The 21,063-nt window shown below is 64.7% G+C and carries 16 protein-coding genes; 9 read left to right on the top strand and 7 right to left on the bottom strand.

Annotation, left to right across the window (positions count from 1 at the left end; all coding sequences use genetic code 11):
- Nucleotides 1-2: 2 nt before the first annotated feature.
- The 4 genes from IB259_RS11440 to IB259_RS11425 all read right to left on the bottom strand — a co-directional run bounded on the left by IB259_RS11440 (nucleotide 3) and on the right by IB259_RS11425 (nucleotide 4,767).
- Nucleotides 3-1,088 carry an ABC transporter ATP-binding protein gene (locus tag IB259_RS11440; RefSeq protein WP_054451372.1) on the bottom strand — a complete coding sequence of 362 codons (1,086 nt, stop codon included), beginning with the start codon at nucleotides 1,086-1,088 and terminating at the stop codon, nucleotides 3-5.
- A complete protein-coding gene (locus tag IB259_RS11435) occupies nucleotides 1,085-2,797 on the bottom strand; it encodes an iron ABC transporter permease (protein ID WP_054451371.1) in 1,713 nt (570 codons plus the stop codon). Before IB259_RS11435 ends, IB259_RS11440 begins: the two co-directional genes overlap by 4 nt.
- 86 nt (nucleotides 2,798-2,883) lie before the next feature.
- The gene (locus IB259_RS11430; RefSeq protein ID WP_054451370.1) at nucleotides 2,884-4,209 is read right to left on the bottom strand and encodes an ABC transporter substrate-binding protein; all 1,326 of its coding nucleotides are present in this window, start codon (nucleotides 4,207-4,209) and stop codon (nucleotides 2,884-2,886) included.
- Between the two features lie 129 nt (nucleotides 4,210-4,338).
- A complete protein-coding gene (locus IB259_RS11425; protein WP_054451369.1) occupies nucleotides 4,339-4,767 on the bottom strand; it encodes a hypothetical protein in 429 nt (142 codons plus the stop codon).
- A 138-nt stretch (nucleotides 4,768-4,905) separates the two neighbouring features.
- On the opposite strand from IB259_RS11425, the gene IB259_RS11420 reads away from it, so the two are divergent.
- Nucleotides 4,906-6,216, top strand: a complete 1,311-nt coding sequence (locus tag IB259_RS11420; RefSeq protein WP_054451368.1) for a solute carrier family 23 protein — start codon at nucleotides 4,906-4,908, stop codon at nucleotides 6,214-6,216.
- Nucleotides 6,217-6,268: 52 nt separating this feature from the next.
- Here IB259_RS11420 and IB259_RS11415 read toward each other — a convergent pair whose 3' ends face one another.
- The gene (locus IB259_RS11415) at nucleotides 6,269-7,888 is read right to left on the bottom strand and encodes a methyl-accepting chemotaxis protein (RefSeq protein ID WP_054451367.1); all 1,620 of its coding nucleotides are present in this window, start codon (nucleotides 7,886-7,888) and stop codon (nucleotides 6,269-6,271) included.
- 648 nt (nucleotides 7,889-8,536) lie between these two features.
- Between IB259_RS11415 and greA the strand changes: the two genes are divergently transcribed.
- Nucleotides 8,537-9,013, top strand: a complete 477-nt coding sequence (greA, locus tag IB259_RS11410; RefSeq protein WP_054451366.1) for a transcription elongation factor GreA — start codon at nucleotides 8,537-8,539, stop codon at nucleotides 9,011-9,013.
- 129 nt (nucleotides 9,014-9,142) lie between these two features.
- Here greA and IB259_RS11405 read toward each other — a convergent pair whose 3' ends face one another.
- Nucleotides 9,143-9,742, bottom strand: a complete 600-nt coding sequence (locus IB259_RS11405) for a YhbY family RNA-binding protein (RefSeq protein WP_054451365.1) — start codon at nucleotides 9,740-9,742, stop codon at nucleotides 9,143-9,145.
- 18 nt (nucleotides 9,743-9,760) lie between these two features.
- Here IB259_RS11405 and IB259_RS11400 point away from each other — a divergent pair, with 18 nt between their 5' ends.
- From IB259_RS11400 to IB259_RS11380, 5 genes are all read left to right on the top strand, one after another.
- A complete protein-coding gene (locus tag IB259_RS11400) occupies nucleotides 9,761-10,393 on the top strand; it encodes an RlmE family RNA methyltransferase (protein WP_054451364.1) in 633 nt (210 codons plus the stop codon).
- Nucleotides 10,394-10,607: 214 nt separating this feature from the next.
- Nucleotides 10,608-12,494, top strand: coding sequence for an ATP-dependent zinc metalloprotease FtsH (gene ftsH / locus IB259_RS11395; protein WP_054451363.1), 1,887 nt, complete (start codon nucleotides 10,608-10,610; stop codon nucleotides 12,492-12,494).
- An 18-nt stretch (nucleotides 12,495-12,512) separates the two neighbouring features.
- A complete protein-coding gene (gene folP / locus IB259_RS11390) occupies nucleotides 12,513-13,358 on the top strand; it encodes a dihydropteroate synthase (RefSeq protein WP_054451362.1) in 846 nt (281 codons plus the stop codon).
- Nucleotides 13,355-14,698, top strand: coding sequence for a phosphoglucosamine mutase (gene glmM, locus IB259_RS11385; RefSeq protein WP_119450615.1), 1,344 nt, complete (start codon nucleotides 13,355-13,357; stop codon nucleotides 14,696-14,698). Before folP ends, glmM begins: the two co-directional genes overlap by 4 nt.
- A gap of 212 nt (nucleotides 14,699-14,910) precedes the next feature.
- Nucleotides 14,911-15,717, top strand: coding sequence for a GNAT family N-acetyltransferase (locus IB259_RS11380; RefSeq protein ID WP_125471471.1), 807 nt, complete (start codon nucleotides 14,911-14,913; stop codon nucleotides 15,715-15,717).
- 181 nt (nucleotides 15,718-15,898) lie between these two features.
- Here the strand turns inward: IB259_RS11380 and ppx are convergent, their stop codons facing one another.
- Nucleotides 15,899-17,386 carry an exopolyphosphatase gene (gene ppx, locus IB259_RS11375; protein ID WP_054451359.1) on the bottom strand — a complete coding sequence of 496 codons (1,488 nt, stop codon included), beginning with the start codon at nucleotides 17,384-17,386 and terminating at the stop codon, nucleotides 15,899-15,901.
- A gap of 220 nt (nucleotides 17,387-17,606) precedes the next feature.
- Between ppx and ppk1 the strand changes: the two genes are divergently transcribed.
- Both ppk1 and pstS read left to right on the top strand, forming a co-directional pair.
- Entirely contained in the window at nucleotides 17,607-19,682 is a 2,076-nt protein-coding gene (gene ppk1, locus IB259_RS11370; RefSeq protein WP_054451358.1) for a polyphosphate kinase 1, read from the top strand.
- 287 nt (nucleotides 19,683-19,969) lie between these two features.
- Entirely contained in the window at nucleotides 19,970-21,010 is a 1,041-nt protein-coding gene (pstS, locus tag IB259_RS11365; protein WP_054451357.1) for a phosphate ABC transporter substrate-binding protein PstS, read from the top strand.
- Nucleotides 21,011-21,063 lie beyond the last annotated feature (53 nt).

Raw genomic sequence — 21,063 nt, 5'->3', positions numbered from 1 at the left:
GTTTAGGCCGCCAGGAGCCGCACTTGGGTAGGTTCGAGACCGATGGAAACCGGAGCGCCGATGGGGAAGGGCGACAGCCCGGCCAGATGCGATTGGTCCGCCGTCAGCCGCTGCTCGCCGATCTGCACCTGATAGCGGGTGAACTCGCCCAGGAACTCGCTGCTTTCCACGATGCCCGGCAGCCACACATAGCGCGCGTCGCCCAGCCCGTCCGCCATTTCGATCTGTACCGTGTGCGGGCGGAAGCTGGCCGCCAGCCGGGTAGCGGCGGGCGCTTCGCCCGTGAGCGGCAGGTGCAGGTCGCCCACGCCTTCCACCGCCAGCACCACGCTGCCGCTGGTGCGTTCGCGCACGTCGCCTTCCAGCACGTTCATCGTGCCCACGAAGTTGGCGACGAAACGGTTCACCGGATAGTCGAACAAGGTGCTGGGCGCGCCGATCTGCTGGACCACGCCATGGTCCAGCACCGCCATGCGGTCGGCGGTGGTCATGGCCTCTTCCTGGTCGTGGGTGACGAAGATGGTGGTGATGCCAAGCCGGCGCTGCAGGCTGAGCAGGTCCTGGCGCATCTGCACACGCAGCTTCTTGTCCAGGTTGGACAGAGGCTCGTCCAGCAGCAGCACCTGCGGCTCGATCACGATGGTGCGCGCCAGGGCCACGCGCTGCTGCTGCCCGCCGGAAAGCTGGTTGGGGCGGCGCTTGCCATACTGGGACAGGCCGACGAGGTCCAGCGCGGCCTCCACCTTGGCATGGATCTCGGCGCGCGGCAGCTTGCGTTCGACCAGGCCGAAGGCCACGTTGTCCCAGACCGTCATGTGCGGCCACAGCGCATAGTTCTGGAACACCATGCCGATGTTGCGGTTCCAGGGGGGCGTGCCGCTGATGTCCTTGCCGTCCACCAGCAACTGCCCGGCGCTGTGCCGGTTGAAGCCGGCGATCAGCCGCAGCAGCGTGGACTTGCCCGAGCCCGAGGGGCCCAGCAGCGCGAAGAACTCGCCGGGTTCGATGCTGATGTTGACGTCCTTGAGCACTTCCGTCTTGCCATAGGACAGCCGGATGTTGCGGCATTCGACGCTGACTTTCTTCATGCGGATTCCCCTTCATTGCGAGCCGGCCGCTGGCGCGACTGGGCGCGCTCCACCAGCAGGTGCGAGACATACGTGCCGATGGCCACCGCGGCCACCGCCAGGACGCCGAGCGCGGCGCCGGGACCCCGCCCCGCTGCGCTCTGCATGTACAGATAGATGCCGTAGCTCATGGGCGCCTGGCTGTCCTTGGTCACCAGCATGATGGTGGCCGACAGTTCCACGGCCGCCGTCACGAAGCTGGTCACGAAGCCCGCCAGCATGCCGCCCGCCATGAGCGGCACCACCACGCGCCGTATGGTGCTCATGCGCGTCGCGCCCAGCGATTGCGCCGCCTCTTCCAGCGAGATGTTGATCTGCTGCAGCGAGGCCACGCAGGAACGCAGGGCGTAGGGCAGCCGGCGCACCGAGTACGCGATCATGATGATGATCCACGACGAGGTCAGCAGCGTGCCCGTGCCGGGCAGCTCTATGCCGCGGAAGGTGCGCAGAAAGCCGATGGCCAGCACGATGCCTGGAATCGCCAGCGCCGCGGAAGCCAGGAAGTCCAGCCACTGGCGCGCCGGCAAGCGGGTGCGCAGCATCAGGTAGGCAATGGCAGTCCCCAGGATCACGTCCACGCCGGCGGCCAGGCCGCAATAGAGCAGGGTGTTGGCGATCATGCCTTGCGACTCGGAGAACACCGCGGCGTAATGCGCCAGCGTGTAGCCGTCAGGTAGCGGCGCAAAGCTCCAGACGCTGGCCAGCGACAGCAGCAATACGCCCATGTGCGGCGACAGCACCAGCAGCAGCACCAGGATGATCCAGCCATAGGCCAGCACGCTCTCCATCGGGCGCAGTTTGCGCTTCTGGATGGAGCCGCCGCCCTTCTGCAGGGTGGAGTAATCGCGGCCCTTGAGGACCCGTGCCGACAGCCACAACGCCAGGATCGAGAAGCCCACCATGATCACGCTGATCACATAGCCCAACGGGTCCTCCAGGCCCACCTGCGTGATGCGCAGATAGGCTTGCGGCGCCAGCATGTTGGTGGTGCCCAGCACCAGCGGCGTGCCCAGGTCGTCGAACACCTTGACGAACACCAGCGAGGCGCCAGCCACGTAGCCGGGCAGGGCCAGCGGGAAGATCACGCGGCGGAACAGGCGAAAGCCCCGCGAACCCAGGTTGAAGGCCGCTTCTTCCATGGCGCCGTCGATGTTGCGCAGCGCCACCACCAGGTTCATCAGGATGAAGGGAAAGTAGTGCAGCGCTTCCACGAAGATGACGCCGTTCAGGCCTTCCATGAACGGAATGGTGAAGCCGAACCAGTCATTGAGCAGCAGGTTCACGCTGCCCGAGCGGCCGAAGATCAGCTGCATCGCGACCGCGCCCACGAAGGGCGGCATGATCAGCGGCAGCACGCCCAGCGTCTGGATCAGCAGCGCGCCGCGGAAATCGAAGCGCACCGTGAAGTACGCCAGCGGCACGGCGATCAGGGACGCCAGCAGCGCCGACCAGCCCGCCACGTACAGGCTGTTGAAGAAGGCTTCCTTCATCAGCGGCTGGTTGAAGAAGGCGCCGAAGTGGCCCATGGTGAAGCTGCCGTCGGCGTTCACGAAGGCGCTGTAGAACACCGTGCCCACCGGCACGGCCAGGAACAGCAGCAGAAAACCGAACACCAGTAGCGCCGTCAGCAGGGGGCCGACGGGCAGGCGCGAGTGGCCCGAAGAATTCATCGAGATTCCCGAAATCGTTGCCAGGGGAAAACCGCGGCAGTGGACGGGACCGGCCCGTCCACTGCGCGTCCTGCGGGTGTGGCGGCCTAGAGCGCGGCGGCCTGCTTGGCGAGCTTCACGGCTTCTTCGTAGTTCGCCTTGGAACGGCCGTTCCATTCGCCTTCCAGCTGAGTGATCTGCTGGTTTACGGCGGCGTCCTTCTTGTTGCCGGCGAAGATCGCCAGGAAGGCCGGGTCGGCGGCCTTCTTTCCGTCGATCAGCGGCGCCCAGGTCAGCTTGCGGGCCTGCGCCAGCAGTTCGGCAGCCTTGCCGCTCTTGGCCTTGTCGCCCAGCTTGGCTTCGGCGTCGTAGATGGCCTTGGTGGCGGCCTGCAGTTCCTTCAGGCGGAACGTGACCGTCTGGTCATACAGCGACTGCACCACGTAATAGCGCGACTGCGACAGGTCGGCGTTGAATTGCACCTTGCTGCGCTTGGCGATTTCGGCGGGGTCGGGGTAGCCCTGGGGAATCTTGCCGGCCAGCGCCGTGTAGGGCAGCACTGGCAGGCGCGAGATCTTGGGCTCCAGCAGCAGTTCCTGCCCGGCCTGGCTGAGGGTGAAGGCGATGAACTTCTTGCCTTCCTCAGAGTTCTTCGCGCCGGCGATCAGCGCGATGTTGGCCGGCACGATGGCGGTTTCGGAGGGGTAGACGAATTCGACCGGGAACTTGGAATACTTGCTGGACAGGCCGAAGAAGTCGATCACCGGGCCGGCGCCGAACTGGCCGTTGTTCACGCCGTCGGGTACGCCGAACGAACGCTCGGTCACGGCGCTGCTGTTGCCCGACATGCGCAGCAAGGTGCTCCAACCTTCGTCCCAGCCTTCGCCCTGCAGGATGGTTTCCACCGTCAGGTGCATGGTGCCCGAGCGCGACGGCGAGGTGATCCCGACATGGCCGAACCACTGCGGCGACAGCAGGTCCTTCCATTCCACCGGCGCAGGGATCTTGTGCGCCGCGATGTAGCGGGTGTTGTAGATGATGCCGTAGCCGGCCAGGGCCTGGCCCAAATACATGCCGCCCGGATCGTTGATGGGATAGTTGCCGATCTTGTCAGGCACCTGCTTGTTGGCGACGTCGGTGGAACTTGCCAGCAGTTTGTCGCGGCCCAGCACTTCGAAGGCGTCGGGCGCGCTGGCCCAGAACACCTCGGGGCGCTGGCCGGCGGGCGTTTCGCGCACATAGGCGATGCCCGATACCGTGTTCTTGTTCAGGACTTCCAGCGTGATGCCCGGATTGGCCTTTTCGAAGGCCGTTTTGTAGGCCTGGGTGAGATCTTTGGGGAACGACGTGATCACCGTGACGGTGCCTGCCAGGGCAGGGGCCGCGCAAACGGCCAGCACCGCACCTGCAAGGGCTGTGCGCATTGCATGCATGGTTTGTCTCCGTAGTTTTAGATTTGTCCGGAGACAGTACTGGCCGGCCTGGGCAGCGTCCAATCACAAATTTTGATGCGCGCCATCAATGCGGGCGCCCCGGCCGGGCGGGGCGCCGAGCCTTGCCCGCTAGGCCGTGGCGGATATGCCGCCTTGCATGGCCCGGGCCTGCTTGTCCATCACTGCGGTGATCTGCTGCTGGATCTGCATCGCCTGGGCGTTGAGCGCCATCAGTTGCTGGGCCTTCATTTCGGCCGGCATGCTGCTGGCCTTGACCTTGGCGATCTGGTCCATCACGCGCTTGAGCTGCTTCTGCAGTTCCTTGATCTGGCGTGTGTAGGCGTCGTCGTTGCTGGAGTCTTCGGTTTCCTTGGCTTCCTGCACGTTGCCCATTTTCAGGCCGCCTGGGTTGTTGACGCGGATCTTGCCGTCCGCGGACACCGTGCTCGCTTCCGCGTCCGAGGCGCTCTTGGCTTCCTTGTTGGCCTGGATCTTCTGGGCCCAGAGGTCGGCCAGGCTGTTGATTCGGGAACTGCCGCTGATGGGATCGATCGCCATGATTGCTCCTGCCGCCTATGAGGATTTCGGGGTTTTCACTAGTACGGCATTCTGACGGTGAACTTAAGCATTGCCCCCTGTTTGCGGCCCCCTTTACACTGGCGCCCGCTCACACCCAACACCTACTTTGGGATATCCATGTCCAATTCCTACTTTCCGCGCTGGCGCCTGGCGGACGACGCCGAGCCCGGCGTCATCATCGCGCCCGACGAAAGGCTGTCCTGGCCCAAGAACGTGGCCATGGGCGCCCAGCACGTGGTTGCCATGTTCGGCTCCACCGTGCTGGCGCCGCTGCTCATGGGCTTTGACCCGAACGTTGCCATCCTGATGTCAGGCATCGGCACGCTGATCTTCTTCCTGTTCGTGGGCGGACGCGTTCCCAGCTACCTGGGTTCCAGCTTCGCCTTCATCGGCGGCGTGATCGCGGTGACCGGCTATGCCGGCGGCGGGGCGAACGCCAATATCGGCGTCGCGCTGGGCGCCATCATCGCCTGCGGCCTGGCCTACACGCTGATCGGCCTGATCGTCTGGTTCGTCAACGCGCGCGCCGGCGGCGGCGCGAACTGGATCGACACCCTGATGCCGCCCGTCGTCACGGGCGCGGTGGTTGCGGTCATTGGCCTGAACCTGGCCCCGATCGCCGCCAAGGGCGCGATGGGCGCATCCGGTTTCGACAGCGTGATGTCCATGGTCACCATCCTCTGCGTGGGCGGCATCGCCGTGTTCACCAGGGGCATGGTGCAGCGCCTGCTGATCCTGGTCGGCATGATCCTGGCCTGCGTGGTGTACGGCATCCTGGCCAACGGCATGGGGCTGGGCAAGCCCATCGACTTTTCGGGCGTGGCCGCCGCGGCCTGGTTCGGCTTGCCGCATTTCGCCGCGCCGGTGTTCAAGGCCGAGGCCATGGGCCTGATCGTGCCTGTCGCCATCATTTTGGTGGCCGAGAACCTGGGCCACGTGAAGGCCGTCAGCGCCATGACCGGACAGGACCTGGACCGCTATCTGGGCCGCGCCTTCGTCGGCGACGGGGTCGCCACCATGGTGTCCGGCGCCGTGGGCGGCACGGGCGTCACCACCTACGCCGAGAACATCGGGGTGATGGCGGTCACGCGCATCTATTCCACCCTGGTGTTCGTGGTCGCCGCCCTGATCGCCATCGTGCTGGGCTTCTCGCCCAAGTTCGGCGCGCTGATCCAGATGATCCCGGGGCCCGTGCTGGGCGGCATGTCGGTGGTGGTGTTCGGCCTGATCGCCATTGCCGGCGCCCGTATCTGGGTGGTCAACCAAGTGGACTTCAGCGACAACCGCAACCTCATCGTGGCTGCGGTCACGCTGGTGCTGGGCGCGGGCGACTTCACGGTCAAGTTGGGTAACTTCACGCTGGGTGGCATCGGCACCGCCACCTTCGGCGCCATCATCCTGTACGCCTTGCTGCGCCGCAGGAAGTAAGCGGCGCGACCACGCGCGGACCCGGCGTCGCGCGCGTGGCCGGCCAGCGCGCCTAGGTGCCCGACAGCCTCGTGGCAGAGGCCGTGGCGGTCACGGCCACCGGCACCGCCTCGATCACCTGTCCGGATTGCGTCTTGAATACCGCGGTGGCTTCCGCCAGGCGCCGCGCCTGTTCCTCCATCGCGGCTGCCGCCGCTGACGCTTCCTCGACCAGCGCGGCGTTCTGCTGGGTCACCTCGTCCATTTGCGAAATTGCCAGGCTGACCTGGTCTATGCCGCCGGCTTGCTGCGTCGAAGCGGCCGAGATCTCGGCCATGATCGCCGCCACCCGCTGCACGGAATCCACAATTTCCTGCATGGTCTGCCCGGCTGCGGCGACCTGGGCCGAACCGGCGGCGACAGTGTCCACCGAAGCTTCGATCAGCGTCTTGATCTCCTTGGCGGCCTGCGCCGCGCGCTGGGCCAGGGTGCGGACTTCGCCCGCGACCACGGCAAAGCCCTTGCCCTGCTCGCCGGCGCGCGCGGCTTCCACCGCGGCATTCAGCGCCAGGATGTTGGTCTGGAAGGCGATGCCATCGATAACGGACACGATGTCCGCGATCCGCCGCGAACTGTCCGAGATGCCGTGCATGGTGGCCACCACCTGCTCCACGTTCTGGCCGCCGCGCTGCGCCACGTCCATGCTGACCGCGGCCAACTGATTGGCCTGGGCGGCGTTTTCCGCATTCTGCTTGACGGTCACCGCCAGCTCTTCCATGGTGGATGCGGTTTCTTCGAGCGCCGCGGCCTGTTCTTCGGTACGCACTGACAGGTTGGAGTTGCCGGCAGCGATTTCCGCCGCGCCCACATTGATCTCATCCACCCCCTGGCGCACGGACGTCACCGTGCGGGTGAGGCCCTCCTGCATGCGTTTGAGCGAAGCGAACAGGACGCCGATCTCATTGTTGGAGCGGGTTTCCACGCGGTTCGTCAGGTCGCCGGCCGCGATGCGGTCAAAATGCCTGCCAGCCTCCTGCAGCGGACGCAGCACGGCGCGCCGGATGAAGGTCCAGCACAATGCCGTCAGCAGCAGGGCGGCGGATATCAGCGCGACCGCCGAGATCCGGGCGGTGGAGTAGGTTTGCTCCGAGCTTGCCAGCACGCCGTCGCTGCGCTCCTGGACCCGGGCCAGGAAGGCTTGCATGTCTTTCATGAAGTAGGCGTCTGCCTGGGGCAGCCGTCCCTCGTCCTGGCGGTACTTGGCAGGCGAGCGTGCCTTGAGGTCGGATTCCAGTGTGTCCAGGATGGCGGCGTACTCGGTGAAGCGTCCCTGCAGCGTCTGGGCCAGCTCCTGACCGCGAGGACTCTTGGGGACGGCCATGTAGCGGGCGAAGCGCTCGCGCGCCTGCTTCAGATGGCTGGCGGCTTCGTCCCCGGCCAGCCCGGCCTGGTCCATGCCGCCGGCCTGCATGGCAGCCATGCCCGCGCCGAGCGCCAGTCGCGCGCGCAGCAGGGCGGCGTTGGCTTCGTAGAGCGGGTCGACCTGATGGACCGCGACATTGTTCAGGTCCTTGATCTCGGTCACGCTTTTTTCGGCGTTCATCCAGCTCAAGCCGCAAGCCAGCGCCAGGGCGACGACGAAGCAGCCCAGCACCAACAGCATTCCAGTACGGACTTTCAATTTTTCCAGCATGAGAGCTCCTCGTTCTTGAACGCGATCCGCCGTGCGAAGGAACGGCCCAGGCCGCCCGCCGAGTGGCGGAATGGCGAACGTCGCGCCGGGTGGCTGCGATGCGTCCGCCTCCACTGCAACTACCCGCAAAAACAAGACTCCTGCGCCTGGCACGTGCTTGCGATCAGCAGCCCGGCCAATCGGCAGTGATTTCAATGTATTAAATTGTTATGAATGACACAATTTGTTGTTTTATACTGATTCAGTCCGTTTTTGCTGGCGTTTTTGAGAGGTAAGCCTCGGCTGTTGCAAAAAACTATCGAAGAGTAGTTTTTACGCCACACCTGCGCTGCGGAGCGCGATTGCGGCCTGCCCCATCCGGCTTTCGGGCGGATCAGGAAAAACTGAAAAAAATGACGGGTTTTAGCGGGTTACAGCGGCGAAATGCGGCGAAAACAGCGGTTTCTCCGGCGGCTTGCAATTCCCGTGGACTTTGACCACAATATGACCTTGATTGCCCCGGTTCCGACCCGAGCCGGGGTTTTGTTTTGGTCGTCCGCGCCGCTCGCCAGTTTTTGCTTTTACCCGGCTGCCTGCGCGCGCCAGGATTCCGACCTTCACCGAGAACGCTCCGTCCGGGGCGTTTTCTACTTTTGTTTGGGAAACGACATGTCTGCCATTCCTTTGACCGTGCGCGGGGCCGAGCGCTTGCAAGAAGAGCTCCAGCGGCTGAAAACCGTGGAACGTCCTGCCGTTATCAACGCGATCGCTGAAGCGCGTGCGCAGGGTGATCTGTCGGAAAATGCCGAGTACGACGCTGCTCGCGAGCGCCAAGGCTTTATCGAGGGCCGGATTGCCGAGCTTGAAGGCACGCTTTCCAACGCCCACCTGATCGATCCTACCGCCCTGGATGCCGAAGGCCGCGCCGTGTTTGGCGCCACCGTCGACATCGAGGACCTGGACTCGGGCGATCGTGTGACGTACCAAATCGTCGGCGACGTTGAAGCCGACATCAAGTCGAACCTGATTTCCGTGTCCAGCCCGGTGGCGCGCGCGTTGATCGGCAAAAGCGAAGGCGATGTGGTCGAGGTCAAGGCCCCGGCTGGCGTTCGCGAGTATGAAGTCCTGGGCGTGCGCTACATCTGACGCCAACGTAGTAAGCTGGAAGTTGTCAAAACACCATAGTCCGAACCGTGCGTTCGACTGAATTCCGCGGTTTAATGCGGATCGCTATGGTGGACCGGGCGCGTAAAGCGCCCGTTTTTGTGCCTGCACTTACCTTTTCGTCGACTTGCGGCTGGTGCCGCTGCGTGCTCCGGCCCGCAGGCTGAGCGCGCTGCCGGCGCGGCGGGGAATGCCGTGACCGCTGGCGGTGGTCTTCCTGGTGCCAGGGCGCATGGGCTTGCCGTTCTTGTTGAGCTGGTCCTGGGGCACGAAGCGCGTCTTCGGCTTGGGCTCTTCGGATTCGCTGCGGCGCGGACGCTTGGCCAGGGTCTTGCCTTCGGCGGCCAGCTTCTTGGGCGTGTGCGGCTCAGAGGCGCGGCGCTTGGCAGGGCGTTCGGGTTCCATGGCGGCCAGCGCGGCGGGCTTGATGTTGCCGGCCAGCGGGCGGAACAGGATCAGCGTCTTGCCCAGGTGGTGCACCGGGGCGCAGGAAAGCGTGTCGCAGATGGTCGACAGCATTGCGTCGCGGGCCTCGCGGTCGTCGCCGCCGGCGCGCACCTTGATGAGGCCATGCGAAGTCAGCGCCAGGTCGATTTCCTTGAGCACGGCTTCGGTCAGGCCATTGTCGCCAATCAGGACGACGGGGCGCAAAGGGTGAGCGGCGGACCGAAGGTCGCTGCGCTCACGAGAGGTAAGTTCTAATATAGGCATGCGTGGAATTGTACGGTAATGGCCAAGAATAAATTCTCTAAAGACTGGATTCACCAGCACATCAACGATCCCTATGTGAAGCTGGCGCAACAGAAGGGCTACAGGGCCCGCGCCGCCTTCAAGCTGATCGAGATCCTGGATACCGAGAAGCTGATGCGCCGGGGCGACCTCGTGGTCGACCTGGGGTCGGCGCCCGGCAGCTGGTCCCAAGTGGCGCGCGAGCGCCTGGCGGGGCCGGGCGGGGTCGTGGACGGACGCATCATCGCGCTCGATATCCTGCCCATGGAACCCGTGGCGGGCGTTGAATTCATCCAGGGCGACTTCCGCGAAGATGAAGTTTTGAAACAATTGGAAGACATGGTCGGATCGCGCGCGGTGGACCTTGTTATTTCCGACATGGCCCCCAACTTGTCAGGGGTGGGTATTGCCGACTCCGCGCGCATCCAGCATGTGTGCGAGTTGGCGATGGAATTCTCCTGCGCCCACCTCAAGCCCAACGGGGCGCTGATCGTCAAGGCTTTCCACGGCAGCGGCTTTTCGCAGATCGTGGAATCCTTCAAGCAGCGCTTCAAGCGGGTGGTCGAACGCAAGCCGAAGGCATCGCGGGACAAATCCTCCGAAACCTTTCTGGTTGCGCGCGATCTGAAGTAGCCCGGGTCCGGGGCGCGCCGCCTCGGATTCGAAAAACCTACAGCCTGCCGGGACAACGACCAGAAAATTCGCGAATAAGACAAAACTCAGAGGGGCTCAGGCATCCCGGGACGCAATCTGGTCTGACAGGGTAGAATGAGCTATTGACATACTTGTGACTGTGCCATATGCGGGTGCGCGGTCGCCGGTCGGAATCGAAAGCAGGAGATCGACCTTGAATAATTCATTTTCGAAAGTCGCTGTCTGGATGGTGATAGCCCTCGTGCTGTTCACTGTCTTCAAACAGTTCGACGGACGCGCTCAGACCCAGGACGGCGTGACCTACACGCAGTTCATGGACGACGCCAAGGCGGGACGTATCCGCAAGGTCGACGTCCAGGGCGACGTGCTGTACGTCACCCCTGACGCGGGCCGCGCCTACACGCTGACTTCGCCGGGCGACCTCTGGATGGTCTCCGATCTGCTGAAGTATGGCGTCCAGGTGTCGGGCAAGCCGCGCGAAGAGCAGTCGTTGCTGATGAGCATCTTCGTGTCGTGGTTCCCCATGCTGTTGCTGATCGGCGTCTGGGTGTTCTTCATGCGCCAGATGCAGGGCGGCGGCAGGGGCGGGGCGTTCAGCTTCGGCAAATCGCGCGCCCGCATGCTCGACGAGAACACCAACCAGATCACCTTCGCCGACGTTGCCGGCTGCGACGAAGCCAAGGAAGACGTCCAGGAACTGGTCGATTTCCTGCGCGACCCCAGCAAGTTCCAGAAGCTGGGCGGCCGCATTCCGCGCGGCGTGCTGATGGTCGGCTCGCCGGGTACCGGCAAGACGCTGCTGGCCAAGGCCATCGCGGGCGAAGCCAAGGTGCCGTTCTTCAGCATCTCGGGTTCCGACTTCGTTGAAATGTTCGTCGGCGTGGGCGCGGCCCGCGTGCGCGACATGTTCGAAAACGCCAAGAAGCACGCTCCCTGCATCATCTTCATCGACGAAATCGATGCGGTCGGCCGCCAGCGTGGCGCCGGCCTGGGCGGCGGCAACGACGAACGCGAACAGACGCTGAACCAGATGCTGGTGGAAATGGACGGCTTCGAGTCCGGCCAGGGCGTCATCGTCATCGCCGCGACCAACCGTCCCGACGTGCTGGATCCCGCGCTGCTGCGCCCGGGCCGCTTCGACCGCCAGGTCGTGGTGCCGCTGCCCGATATCCGCGGCCGCGAGCAGATCCTGAAGGTCCATATGCGCAAGGTTCCGCTGTCGCCCAACGTCGATGCGACCGTGCTGGCGCGCGGCACCCCGGGCTTCTCGGGCGCCGATCTGGCCAACCTGGTCAACGAAGCCGCGCTGTTCGCCGCCCGCCGCAATGGCCGCACGGTCGACATGTCCGACTTCGAAAAGGCCAAGGACAAGATCATCATGGGAGCGGAACGCCGCTCCATCGTGATGCCCGAAGAGGAACGCAAGAACACCGCGTACCACGAGTCCGGCCACGCGATCGTCGCCCGCCTGCTGCCCAAGACCGATCCGGTCCACAAGGTCACCATCATCCCGCGCGGCCGTGCGCTGGGCGTGACCATGCAGCTGCCTGAGACCGACCGCTACAGCATGGACAAGGGTCGTCTGCTGTCCACCATTGCCGTGCTGTTCGGCGGCCGCATCGCCGAAGAAATCTTCATGGACCAGATGACGACGGGCGCCTCGAACGACTTCGAACGCGCCACCGCCATCGCCCGCGACATCGTCACGCGCTACGGCATGACCGACGAGCTGGGCCCGATGGTCTATGCCGAGAACGAAGGCGAAGTGTTCCTGGGCCGCAGCGTCACCAAGACCACGCACATGTCGGAAGCCACCATGCAGAAGGTGGACACCGAGATCCGCCGCATCATCGACGAGCAGTACAGCGTTGCGCGCAAGATCCTGGAAGACAACCGCGACAAGGTCGAAGTCATGACCTCCGCGCTGCTCGAATGGGAAACCATCGACGCCGACCAGATCAACGACATCATCGAGGGCCGTCCTCCGCGTCCCCCGAAGACGCCTCAGGGCCCGTCGGATACGTCCGATACGCCGCCCACGGGCCTGGCGGCAGGTGGCAATACGGCTGCCGCTGTCTGAGGCTGCTCATCCTGAGTTATGGCAAATAACTTCCTTTGCGGGCGCTTCGAGTTTGATCTCGAGCGCCCGCTTGTCATGGGTATCGTCAACGTCACGCCGGACTCCTTTTCCGACGGCGGCCAGCATGACGATACGGATTCCGCAGTGGCGCATGCGCGCCAATTGATCGCCGAAGGCGCCCAGATCCTGGACCTGGGCGGCGAATCCACGCGCCCCGGGGCCGATCCGGTGTCCGTGGCCGACGAACTGGCTCGGCTGCTGCCGGTGGTGGAGGCGCTGCGCGATTGCGGCGTGCCCCTGTCCATCGACACCTTCAAGCCGGAAGTCATGCGCGCCGTGCTGGATGCCGGCGCGGACATGATCAACGACATCTACGGCTTCAGGCAGCCCGGCGCCGTCGAGGCGGTGGCGCATTCGCGCTGCGGGCTTTGCGTGATGCACATGAAGGGCGAACCTCGCACCATGCAGGCCGCCCCGCCCGAGTACACCGACCTGATCGGTGAAATCGGACTCTTCCTGGGGGCTCGCGCGCACAAGCTGCGCGCGGCCTGGATCGATCCTCGCCGCATCGTGCTGGACCCGGGCTTCGGCTTCGGCAAGACGGGCGACCAGAATTTCCAACTGTTGCGCCGGCTGTCCAGCCTGCGCAGCGCCGGTTATCCATTGCTGATCGGCCTCTCGCGCAAAACCATGATCGGCCAGGCTACCGGCCGGCCCGTGGGCGACAGGTTGCCCGGCAGCATCGCCGCGGCGCTTGCCTGCGTGGCGCGTGGCGCTTCCATCGTGCGGGTGCACGATGTGGCGGCCACGGTCGACGCGCTCAAGGTATGGCACGCGGCAGAACAAGGAGCACTCAGTTCATGATTCGACGCAAATATTTCGGTACCGACGGTGTCCGCGGCGAAGTCGGCGGTCCGGTGATCAACGCCGAATTCGCGCTGCGTCTGGGTTACGCGGCCGGCCGCGTCCTGGCGCGTGAGCACGCCGTGCGCGGCGGCAGCCGTCCGCAGGTCGTGATCGGCAAGGACACGCGGATCTCCGGCTACATGCTGGAATCCGCGTTGGAAGCCGGCCTGTCGGCGGCAGGCATCGACGTGCTGCTGGCCGGTCCGATTCCGACCCCCGCGGTGGCCTACCTGACCCGGGCGCTGCGACTGGTGGCGGGGATTGTCATCAGCGCTTCGCACAATCCGTACCAGGACAACGGCATCAAGTTCTTCTCGGCGCAGGGCATGAAGCTGCCCGACGAGATCGAGGCCGACATCGAAACCGCCCTGGACGAGCCGCTGGGCTGCGTCGCCTCGGAAGCGCTGGGTCGCGCGCGCCGCATGGGCGACGCGCAGGGTCGCTACATCGAGTTCTGCAAGAGCACCTTCCCCAACGATCTGGACCTGAACGGCATGACGATCGTGGTGGACGCCGCCCATGGCGCCGCCTACAACATCGCGCCGCACGTGTTCCGCGAACTGGGCGCCGAAGTGCACGCCATCGGCGTCAATCCGGATGGCTTCAACATCAATAAGGGTGTGGGCGCGCTGCATCCCGAGCTGCTGGCCAAGGAAGTGCACGCCCGCGGCGCTCAGTTGGGCATCGCGCTGGACGGCGACGCCGACCGCCTGCAGATGGTGGATGGCGAAGGCCGCATCTACAACGGCGACGAACTCATGTACGCCATCGTCCGCGAACGCATGCAGCGCGGCAAGGTGGACGGCGTGGTCGGCACGCTGATGACCAACTTCGGCTTCGAACGCGAAATGCAGCGGCTGGGCGTGGGCTTCGAGCGCGCCAATGTCGGCGACCGCTACGTGCTGGAGCAGATGCAGGCGCGCGGCTGGCTGTATGGCGGCGAAAGCTCCGGCCATCTGCTGTGCCTGGACTGCCATTCGACGGGCGACGGCATCGTCGCCGCGCTGCAGGTCCTGACTGCGCTGCGCCGCAACTCGGTCGGGCTGGCGGAGTGGGTGAGCGATCTGCGCATGTATCCGCAGAAGATGATCAATGTGCCGCTGACCCCGGGCCAGGACTGGAAGACGCATGCCGGCCTGAGCGCGGCGCGCAAGGCCGTCGAAGCCGAGCTGGACGGCCGCGGCCGCATCCTGATCCGCGCTTCGGGCACCGAGCCGAAGCTGCGCCTCATGGTCGAGGCCGAGGATGAAGCCCTGGCCGTGTCCTGCGCCGAGAAGCTTGCGGCCAGCCTGGGATAAACGCTGCCTTACGATTTCGAGCAAGGCCACCCGGCGCGTGACGGGTGGCCTTTGTTTGTTCAAGGGTTGTATAGATTTGTAAAGTTTTGTCGATTTGGGCGGAGGATTGATTTATTCGCTCCAGACTAAACTTCATAGTCACGTAACATATTGGTCAAGTCTTTGACATACAGGGCGTCCACACTGGCTGGACTCTCTAGGAGCTTCGCGCAATGCTGGAATTAGCACGCATCAATCCGAGCCGTAATGCCGCGGAACCTTGGACCGGCGCCGCCGCCAAGGTGCTGGTGGTGGGCTTGGCGCGCACCGCTGAAGAAATCGAGCAGATTCAACGCCTGCGCTACGACGTCTTCACCGAGGACATGGGCGCGGTGTTCCCCGACGCCCAGGACGGCATCGAGCATGATCGCTTCGATCCGTTCTGCGAACATCTGATGGTCCGCGAGCTGGATACGGGCCGCGTAGTCGGCACCTACCGGATCCTGACGCCGGAAAAGGCGCGAGAGGCTGGCGGGTATTACTCGCAGTCCGAGTTCGACCTGTCCGGGCTGGGCTCCATCCAGGACGAGCTGGTCGAAGTCGGCCGCTCTTGCACCCATCCCGACTACCGCAGCGGCGGCGTGATCATGCTGTTGTGGTCTGGCCTGGCCGAATACCTGCGCCGGGGCGGCTACCAGTACGTACTGGGCTGCGCCAGCGTCAGCCTGCGCGACGACGGCGTCACCGCCGCCGAAGTGTGGCGCACCATTTCCAAGCAGCTGCCGCAGGGCGATGAGCCGCGCGTGACGCCGCTGCACCGCTATCCGGTGGAAAAGCTCAACAGCACCTTGCCGGCGCGCGTGCCGCCGCTGATCAAGGGTTACCTGAAGCTGGGTGCCAAGGTCTGTGGCGAGCCCGCCTGGGACCCCGATTTCAACGCCGCGGATTTCCCGGTCCTGCTGAAGATGGACCGCATGGACGAGCGCTACCGCCGCCATTTCGGGCTGGATCAGCCCGCAACCGCCACTGCCCAGCGCTGAGGCCTCCATGCGCCGCCTGTTCCGCCGCATGAAGATCAGGTTGATACGGCGGGCCACCAGGCCCTTGCGCATGGAGCTCAAGCGGCTGGATCGCGAAACCGATCTGTCGCCGTTCTAGCGCACCGGCCCCGCAGCGCGGGGCCGGAACAGGGCGGCGCGAGCGCGCCGCCCGGCTGGTTCCTCAGAACTCCAGCAGTTCGAACGAAAAGCCCACCTTGTTCCACTCGGCTTCTTCCGCGCGCAGCGTGAAGTCGCTCAGGGGGTGCTGCGCCAGCCATTCGCGGTTGACCCGCACCACGATCGAGTTGTCGCGCACCGACGCGGTCAGCGGCAGCGGTTCGATTTCATTGCGGCGGCGGAACAGCAGCACTGCCAGGCGCAGGCTGAGGATGGCTTTCCATTGCGGGCGCGAGCGCACCAGCGGTTCCAGCTTGGTCAGCTTGCCCTGATGGCCGAGCGCAAGCAGCGCCAGCAACTGCTGGTCGGCGCGCGAGAACCCGGGCATGTCGGCGTTTTCCAGCACGTAGGCGGTGTGCTTGTGGTACGCGTTGTGGGCGATGGACAGGCCCACTTCGTGCAGATCGGCCGCCCAGCCCAGCGCGGGGCGCAGCTCCGCGCGTTCCGGACCGTCCGGGAACATGGCGTCGAACAGCGTCAGCGCAGCGTGGTGCACGCGACGCGCCTGGTTGACGTCGACGTGGTAGCGCTTCATGAACTGGCGCACCGATTCATCGCGCTTGTCATGCTCGTCATCGCGGCCTAGCAGGTCGTACAGCACGCCCAGGCGCAGCGCGCCGTCGCCGGTGTGCATGACATCGATGCCCAGCTCGTCGAACAGGGCGCTCATGATGGCCAGGCCGCCGGGCAGCACGTCCGAGCGTTCGATCTTGATGCCGGGCAGTTCGGACGGGATGACGCGGCCCGAGCGGATGATGCGGTCCTTCAGCTTGTTCAGGCCGGCGCGCGTGATGCCTCGGTCCGAGAAGCGGCATTCGGTCAGGATGGCGAACAGCGCCTTGGCCGTGCCGGAGGAGCCGTAGGCTTCCTTCCAGCCCATCTTGCGGTACTGCTTGGCGATGACTTCGATCTCGCGGCGCGCGGCCAGCTCGGCCTGCTTCATCTGATGCGCGTCCACCACGCCGTCCGAGAAGAACTGGCGGCTGTAGCTGACGCAACCCATGTAGAGCGAGGACATCAGGCCGGGCTCGTGGCCTTTGCCGATGATGACCTCTGTCGAGCCGCCGCCGATGTCGATGACCAGGCGCTTGTTGGGCGAGGGGGGCAGGGTGTGGACCACGCCGGAGAAGATCAGGCGGGCCTCTTCGCGGCCGGCGATGACTTCGATGGGAAAGCCCAGCGCGGCTTCGGCGCGCGGCAGGAAATCCCGGGTGTTGCGGGCAACGCGGAACGTATTGGTGGCGACGGCGCGGACCCGGTTGGGATGGAAGCTGCGCAGGCGGTCGCCGAAGCGCTCCAGCACGGCGATGGCTCTGTCGATGGCCTCGTCGCCCAGCCTCTTTTCGGAGTCCAGGCCGGCCGCAAGCCGGACGGTTTCCTTGAGGCGGTCGATCTGATAGATCTGGGGCGTACCGTCCTGTTGAACGATGCGTCCGATGGAGAGGCGGAAGCTGTTGGACCCGAGGTCCACCGCGGCCAGAAGTTGATCCATGCGGCTCGTAAATATTGTCTGAGAGGTGGCCCGATTATAGAGATCCCATGTGACAGCGCCCCCGCCCACGTTTTTTTTCTTATGGAACAGGGGTTTGCGGCATCTGATCCGCCTGCTATGCGTCCCGGTTTTGGCGTACGCTACGTATTTGCTGCTGTGTCATGGAACCGTCACTTTTTTGCAGTAAAACTCCACGCTCTCCCTACGTATGGAATCCGGTATGCCCTCACGCCCTCCTGCCGAGCCTTTGCTTCTGAACCGCGAGTTGTCGCTGCTGAAATTCAACGAACGCGTGCTGGCGATGGCGGAGAATCCCAAGACTCCCTTGCTGGAACGCCTGCGCTACGTCTGCATCGTCAGTTCCAACCTGGATGAGTTCTTCGAGATCCGGATTTCCAGCCTGAAGGAGCAGCAGCGCCAGTCGCCGAATCTGGTGGGGCCCGACGGCATGACGCCCGACCAGGCGTTCGACAATGTGCAGCAGGCGGTGCACGAACTGGTCAACCGCCAGTACAACCTGCTCAACGACGAGATCCTGCCGGCCATGCACGCCGAGGGCATTTCGTTGCACCACGCGTCCGAATGGAATCCGCAACAGCAGGAATGGGCGCGCGATGTCTTCAATCGCGACGTGATGCCGCTGCTGACCCCGATCGGACTGGATCCGGCGCATCCGTTTCCGCGGGTCTACAACAAGAGCCTGAATTTCATCGTGTCGCTGTCGGGCGCCGACGCCTTTGGCCGGCAGGCCTCGATCGCCGTGGTGCAGGCGCCGCGCGCCTTGCCGCGGCTGATCAAGATGCCGCAGGAGCTGTCGGGCCAGCCCGAGGGCTACATCCTGCTGACCTCGCTGCTGCGCGCCTTTGTCGGCGAGCTCTTCCCGGGCCTGGAAATGCTGGGCTGCTATCAGTGGCGGGTCACGCGCAACAGCGACCTGTTCGTGGACGAGGAAGAAGTCACCAACCTGCGCCACGCCTTGCAGGGTGAATTGTCGCAGCGCAACTTCGGCGCCGCCGTGCGCCTGGAGATCGACAAGCTGACGCCGGTCGAACTGGAACACTTCCTGCAGCGCGAGTTCTCGCTCAAGGCCGAGGACACGTACCGCGTGCCGGGGCCGGTGAACCTGTCGCGCCTGATGCAGCTGTGCAACTCGGATTCGCGCCCGGATCTGTTGTTCCCGGATTACCGCGCGCCCGTGCCGGCGCCGTTCGACCGCGTGGGCGACAAGCCGGCCGAACTGTTCGAGGCCGTGGCCGAGCAGGACCGCCTGCTGCACCATCCCTACCAGTCGTTCCAACCCGTCATCGACTTCCTGACCGCCGCCGCGCTGGATCCGGACGTCATGGCGATCAAGCAGACCATCTACCGCACCGGCGAGGACTCCGAGCTGATGAAGATCCTGCTGGCCGCCGCGCGCGCCGGCAAGGAAGTGACGGTGGTGGTGGAGCTGATGGCCCGCTTCGACGAGCAGACCAACATCAACTGGGCTTCCAAGCTGGAAGAGGTGGGGGCGCACGTCGTGTACGGCGTGGTGGCGCACAAGACGCACGCCAAGATGGCCGTGGTGTTGCGCCGCGAAAAAGGGCGGCTGCGCCGCTATGCTCACCTGGGCACCGGCAACTATCATCCGCGCACGGCGCGCCTGTACACCGACTTCGGCCTGCTGACCGCGGATCCGAAGCTGTGCGAGGACATGGACAAGGTGTTCGCGCAGCTGACCGGGCTGGGCGCGCGCCGTTCGCTCAAGGCGCTGATGCAGTCGCCCTTCACCATGCACGACGGCATGGTGGCGCTGATCCGCGCCGAGGCCCGCGCGGCCAAGGCCGGCAAGCGTTCGCGCATCATGGCCAAGATGAACTCGCTCTTGGAAGAACAGATCATCGAAGAGCTTTACAAGGCCGGTCAGGCCGGCGTGAAGATCGACCTGATCGTGCGCGGCGTATGCGCATTGCGCGCCGGCGTGCCGGGGCTGTCGGAGAACATCCGGGTGCGTTCCATCGTCGGCCGCTTCCTGGAGCATTCGCGGGTCTTCTACTTCTACGCCGAGGGCGAAGAAACCGTGTACCTGTCGTCGGCCGACTGGATGGACCGCAACTTCTTCCGCCGGGTAGAGATCGCTTTCCCGATATACGACAAGACCCTGAAGAAGCGCGTCATCGACGAAGCCTTCACCTACGCCCTGCGCGACAACCAGCTGGCCTGGCAGCAACTGCCCGACGGCGACTACACCCGCGTCAAGAGCCGTCGCGAGCCCTTCAACGTGCACCAGTACCTGATGCAGAAGCTGGGCGTGTAACGCCCGCCGCCCCGACCGGGGCGGTTTTCGAAGAAGACCTCCCATCTGTTCCGCCCCCCTTTTTAGGATGGCGGCGTTCGAGGCAAATCCTCCCCAGATCCAGGCCGCGCGGATCCGGCTCCGCCGGTCCGCCACCGGCGCCCCCTGGGGGGAGGCGCGCAGCGCCTCGGGGGGATCATGACTGTCACTATCCTGTCATGTGGGACTTCTATTATTCGAGGGTCGCTGAAAGACAGGCAGTTTTCCAAGCCTGCCAGACTCCTCCAACGAGCACAGAAGGAACCCTGATGTTCAAACGTGTCTTCAAACAAGTTTCCCTGGGCGTCGCGCTGAGCGCCGCCGTATTTGCCGTCCAGGCCGCCGACGTGACCGGTGCCGGCGCTTCGTTCCCGTACCCGATCTACGCCAAGTGGGCCTCCGACTACAAGGCCGCCACCAATAGCGCCGTCAACTACCAGTCCATCGGTTCGGGCGGCGGTCAGCAACAAATCATCGCCAAGACCGTCGATTTCGGCGCTTCGGACGATCCCATGAAGGCTGCCGATCTGGAAAAGAACGGCCTGCTGCAATTCCCGGCCGTCATCGGCGGCACGGTTGCCGTGGTGAACATCGACGGCGTCGAACCCGGCAAGCTGAAGCTGTCGGGCAAGGTCCTGGCCGATATCTTCCTGGGCAAGATCAAGAAGTGGGACGACGCTGCCATCAAGGCGCTGAACCCCGACCTGAAGCTGCCGGCCGCCGACATCATCGTCGTGCACCGCTCGGACGGCTCGGGCACCACCTTCGGCTGGACCAACTACCTGTCCAAGGTGTCGCCGGACTGGAAGTCGACCGTGGGCGAAGGCAAGGCCGTCAAATGGCCCGTGGGTCAGGGCGGCAAGGGCAACGAAGGCGTCGCCGCCTACGTCGGCCAGCTGAAGAACTCGATCGGCTACGTGGAATACGCCTACGCCAAGCAGAACAAGCTGGCCTGGACGCAACTGCAGAACAAGGACGGCAAGTTCGTCCAGCCGGAACAGAAGGCGTTCGCAGCCGCGGCCGCCAACGCCGACTGGAAGAGCGCGCCGGGCATGGGCGTGGTCCTGACCGACGAGCCGGGCGCCGATTCCTGGCCCGTCACCGCCGCCACCTTCATCCTGGTCCACAAGTCGCAAGACAAGCCGGCGCAGGGCAAGGCCGTGCTGGAATTCTTCGACTGGGCCTTCAAGAACGGCGCCAAGTCGGCTGAAGCCATGGACTACGTGCCGCTGCCGGAAGCCGTGACCAAGGAAATCCGCGCCGCCTGGGGCGAAGTCAAGGCCGCCGACGGCAAGGCCGTCTGGCAATAAAGGCTTGAGCGCGAGGGAGGCCGGCTGACAATGCCAATCTCCATCGCGCGCAA

Origin of the sequence: Achromobacter sp. ACM04 (assembly GCF_014851465.1) — a bacterium.
GTDB lineage: Bacteria > Pseudomonadota > Gammaproteobacteria > Burkholderiales > Burkholderiaceae_B > Achromobacter > Achromobacter aegrifaciens.
Note: the sequence above shows the minus strand (reverse complement) of the source record. Positions and strands in the feature narration are given on the sequence as shown.